1 protein-coding gene is annotated in these 4,220 nt (G+C 40.0%); it reads left to right on the forward strand.

Annotated features, from left to right (window positions below):
- Positions 1 to 573: 573 nt before the first annotated feature.
- Positions 574 to 4,167: a hormogonium polysaccharide biosynthesis protein HpsA gene (hpsA, locus tag AC5590_RS18465; RefSeq protein ID WP_169268899.1), complete on the forward strand. Its 3,594-nt coding sequence runs from the start codon at positions 574 to 576 to the stop codon at positions 4,165 to 4,167.
- The last annotated feature ends 53 nt before the right edge of the window (positions 4,168 to 4,220 follow it).

The raw sequence follows: 4,220 nt of genomic DNA on the forward strand, positions 1-4,220 counted from the left end.
TGTCCCTTTGGGACTCAGGGCTCAGGAGATAGCTTCGCCGAACGTCCGAACGGGAATAGGGAAAAAGGTGTTTCTTTTATTCATTGCGGGCGTGTAATCGCGCCCCTTGGGCGCTCATATCTTGCACTCCTGCCAACAACCGCCTAGGGTTTAAACCCCAGTCTGATAGTAAAAGTCGTCTAAAGACGACTGCATAAGCCTTTGAGTCTACTTTAGTAGACTTGGACTGTGAGCCTCGGAATTGATTCCGAGGCGGACGAGGTTGGGTTCTTGAGCATGGTGCAAAATCTCAGTTACCGGGGATTTGTCTCAATTGCAAGCTTCCTGAGAAATCGTATAAGTAATCATTTTTGCGAGATTGGTATGTTTTCTCTAAAAGTGGGTAATATAAGCTTGCTTTCATAGTATTTTTACAAAGTTACCTGAAGTTGAAATACTGGTTTAGAGGTATTTAGAACCGCAGATGTAGACGCCCTCTGGGCGAGTTTCCGCAGAGTATGCAGATAAATTATCTGTGTGCAAAGTTCGTGCATCTGCGGTTTTTTTATGAGAAATTTTAGCAGTCAACTACTTATGTTTCACTATCGTTGGAGATTAAAGAAAATCAAGAGGTTTTATAGACAAATTAGTAAAATATTTGTATCTACAATTAAAAAACAAATTCTTCGGCTATTACGGGCAATACTAGTCACTAATAAAAAACAACACTCAAGTGTAAATGCTGGTTTTGTGTTACCAACTGTCGCAATGGTAGCATTGGTGGTTGTGTTAATAACAACTGCTATTTTATTTCGGTCTTTTGAAAGGGCAAAAAATGCTAGTAATGTCCGAGTGAATGAGGCTGTCCTGAATGCAGCTAACCCTGCTATTGAAAGAGCAAAAGCAAAAATAGAACAGTTATTTGGAGATTCGAGGTTAGAGTCCTCAATTCCTTCAGATTTTTCACTTGAACAACTTATCAATAATAACCTTAACGAATTTACTTTTGGTGATGAGACACAGTTAAAACTTGTTCAAGGCGACGATACTCTACAAACTGTTTGGAAATATCCTGTAGATACGGACAATAACGGTAAGTTTGATAGTTACACTCTCTATGGTATTTACTTTCGGACTCCAACTAGTAATCAACCCGGAAATTTCTTAAAAGCAAGAACACAACCGATGGACACAGGTACTGTTGGTAACGAATGTCAAAATTTAGCTACCACTAGCGCGAACTTAGTAAGTGCCAATGGTTGGTATAAAGTCGGTGACAAGCTAAAAAAAAGTATTTTTGTTTATAGTACGACTGTGCCTATCACAGATTTAACAATATTAAATACTAATAAATATGAAACATTTAGAGGTAATAAAGGCTTTGTAGCTCTAGAATATCAGCAAGACCGAGAGCAAGAAAGAATACCCCTCACTAACAATGCAGTTGTCTATGAAGATGATTTAGAAATTGCTTCGCAAGAAGGTATCAGTCTAAATGGACGTGTCTTCACAAATGGTAATTTGCTAACAACAAGACTGGCTCAGCCTATCAAGTTATATCTAGTTAGTAGTCCGAAATCATGCTATTTCAAAGAGGTAAATAGCAAAATTATTGTCGCTGGAAATGTAATAGATAGTAGAGTAACAGACAATTCCAGTCATGGTGATGTGCAAGTAGATTTGTTTGACCAATCTTATGTACCTAACAGCACAATTGAAAGTCAGGTTATAAACAACACAAATAAAACTGTACCTACATCTGTTTACGGAAACACGGCAGCTTATAATGATGAGGGGTATGCAAAACGAATTGATCGGTTAGTGCAAGCAACAAATAGTGCATATCCAAATAACGCAGAGCTTCCTGATGAAGTGCAACAGAAAATAGAACGGGATTTAGCAGAAGACTTTACTTTAGAGTCTGCCAAAGTTCGTGATAAAAATCTCAAACTTTACTTTAAAAAAAAGACACGTCGTGTTCCATACGCCGAAATACCACAAGGTAGTAATCCACTAAAATATCGAAGTTACGACTATGAAACAAATAGTCCTCTTCAAGGAAATGGAAACTCTTTAAGACCAGTGGATGAATGGGTGTTTCCCTTCAATCCGGCTGATGGAAAAACGGCTACGAATTATGCCGAGATAGGAATTAAAGATAACGGTAGTAAACTTTATTTACCTGCAACAGAACCAGTAGAACAAGCAAAAGCAGATAAAGAGCAAAAAATAGGCGATCGCCTTTTAGTTGGCAATAACCTACCTCAATTATGGTATGACACAACCAAAGGCAAATTTCTCAGTTCACCAGACGAAGGACAGACTATTACTGGTAAAGAATGGGATGTTGATAGCAAGGGAAATAATAGCACTGTTACTCGTAAGCGCTTCTCTCAAGCATACCAGTTAGAGGATTTGGGAGCTACAAATCGAGATGAATTTTGGGAAAAGTCAGCAGCACAAAAACCCCAAAGTTCTCTGGATGTCGTCGGGGGTTTGCGAGTTGTCACAGGTGCAGGAATTTACTTACCTAGTCGTTACACTTCTGGTGGCGGTAGTGCTCAATTTGCTAGTGCGATCGCAGATCCAAAACCAGATACCATAGCAGAACCACCAGATACTATGCCCGATGAGAAGACACCTTATCTACGAATGCGGGCTACAGCAGTTTATCACTACCAAGATGATTCCTACAATCCAAAAACACCAACCGACTACCAAAAACCAATTGCTTGTGTCAGCAGCTACTACAACCCCACAAATAGCACAACAGCCAGAAACCAGAAAGATTTACCAGACGTTAGCTTAAGAAATACAAACAGAGACTTAACTGGGCTACCCAATGTTAGTAATAATCCAGGTGACTCTAACAACGGTGTTGTCTACTCAGCTTCATCTTTATCAACCACAGGTTATGAGAATGTGCTGAATTACCAAGCAAAGCTGAAATACTCAAATGGGCGTCCGGTGAATAAACCACTACAGGATGCTTTGAACAACATTTCAGCTAGTAAGCCTCTTACCCTTGCAGAACAATCAGCAGTTGATTCTGCTATATGCGCCTTGAAAATTTTAGACGGTACTATTGGTAATCCCACAGATGCTGTGATTCCTCATGGCGCTATTATGGAAACTGCTTTTATTGATGCAAGAGAGATTAAAACAGTTGAACCGCGTGAACCGTTAGAAATTCGCGCCACTATTTTGGATTTGGATTTGTTACGCAGAACATCGAAAAATGGTGGAGAATTTCTATTTCCAAACAGTGGAATTATTTACACCACTCGTGATGATGCACTCCCCGACGATAGTGAACCCAACAATTTAGATGTTAGTGCTACTGACTTCAAATTAGATTCAACTCGCCGACCAAATGCCATTATGCTGATTAATGGGAGTAACTTAAGCCGTAACGCTACCTACAAGGCAGAAGAAAAAGGACTCATTTTAGTATCTAATTTACCAGTTTACATCAAAGGGAATTTCAATCTTCATACCCAAGAAGAGTTCACAGACAACTCCTTAAAAGGAGAAAAGGACTGGAGTAATAAATTCTACGCGCGTCAATCACTTAATCCTAACTTCGGCTGTCGCCCGAATCAGTTTCCTGATTGCAACACTGGTGAAACTTGGCGTTCAGCAGTAGTTGTTGCTGATGCAATTACAGTTTTATCTGATAATTTCCGCTTCGGTTTTCGCGAAGAGAGAAAGGAGGACTACAAGATGCAAACCGCCACAAACACAGAAACAAATCTCATATTCGCTCAAGGTAACACGCCGGGACGCCCAACAGAAAGCAATGGTGGTTTGGAAAACTTTGTACGTTACTTAGAAAACTGGAAAGGGGTAAGCCACACAGTAGCTGGTTCTTTTATCCAGTTTAAACACAGTAATTATGCCACAGGTCCTTGGCAAACAGTTATTAATGGAAGCAATCCTTCCAATCAAAATCTAAATCGTACGTCTTTTTTTACTCCGCCCAATCGTTTATGGAGTTATGATACAGCTTTGCTGAATCAGCCACCTGACTTATTCTCTCTACACTTTACAACACCCGCAACAAACAAGCCGAATGAGTTTTACAGAGAAGTCGGACGAGATGATGCTTGGATAAAAACTTTGTTGTGTGCTCAAGATCCTAATGGTAACTACACCATTAGCCAAGATCAACGCGGTACATGTTCTTAAATCAGTGAACAGTGAGTCCAGTGCTGCAGGAGGGTTTCCCTCCGTAGGCATCT

It is taken from the genome of Brasilonema octagenarum UFV-OR1 (genome assembly GCF_963888615.1).
In the GTDB taxonomy this organism is placed as follows: Bacteria; Cyanobacteriota; Cyanobacteriia; order Cyanobacteriales; family Nostocaceae; genus Brasilonema; species Brasilonema sennae.